Origin of the sequence: Protofrankia sp. Cr2 (assembly GCF_963555885.1) — a bacterium.
In the GTDB taxonomy this organism is placed as follows: Bacteria; Actinomycetota; Actinomycetes; order Frankiales; family Frankiaceae; genus Protofrankia.
This window is the reverse complement of record NZ_CAUVXG010000029.1, coordinates 1-795: the sequence shown is the minus strand read 5'-3', so window position 1 is coordinate 795 and position 795 is coordinate 1. Positions and strand designations below refer to the sequence as shown.

Below are 795 nucleotides of genomic sequence, written 5' to 3'. Positions count from 1 at the left end.
GTGCCCTCGGGCCGCCAGCCTTCCAGTTGAGTTGATCCGGGGGGGTCAGATTCGTAGTTCCTGTCCCGACTTTCCGCTGAACCCGACCTGACGGTCGCCAGTTCGCCGAACTGTTCGTTCCGTTCTGATCCAGCTGGGTCAGGAATTCCTTCGCGTGGGCCGTGTCCGCGCGACCTGCTTTCTTCCGCGACAACGTTCGTGGCGGATCGCACCCGTTCGGTGCGCATTCCCGGAGCCCAGCCGGCGGCACCGAGCATGCCGGCTCTCCTCATGCCGGAATCTTCCGGTCGGGAACCCCGGTGATGGGTTCGGGTGCCCTGAAGAGAAGCCAGTGGTCAGGATGGGAACGCGACAACAGCCGACTTGCCGGACCGGGAAATCCCGGTTACGGCATCTGACGTACCCAGTGGACGGTCGCCGCGTCGGCCGCCGTCCCGAACCGGGGGGAGACCAGCGGATGAGCATGCCTGACGAGCGCATTTTCGACGCGCAGCTGGCAGACCTGGTGCCGTGGCCGCGAGCGTCCTCGACGGTGGTTTCGACCATGCGCACCCCATCTGTCGTCGGCTATCGGCCGGACGAGCAGGTACTGGTGTCGGTGGTAGTGCCGACCCGGAACGAGGCCGCGAATGTCGAGCCGCTTCTTCGCCGGCTTGATGCCGCGCTGGCCGATCTGCCCAGCGAGGTCATCTTCGTCGACGATTCGGACGACGCCACGCCGGAGATCATAAAAGCGCTCCGTGGTTCAGTGCGGATGCGGATCCGTGTCCACCACCGGCCTGCGCCCTATCGGGT

General features: G+C 65.7%; 1 protein-coding gene. It reads left to right on the top strand.

What is annotated here, in order from left to right; translation table 11 throughout:
• Positions 1 to 457 precede the first annotated feature (457 nt).
• On the top strand, positions 458 to 795 hold a 338-nt coding region (locus U9978_RS14425), incomplete at its 3' end, for a glycosyltransferase (RefSeq protein WP_322761636.1).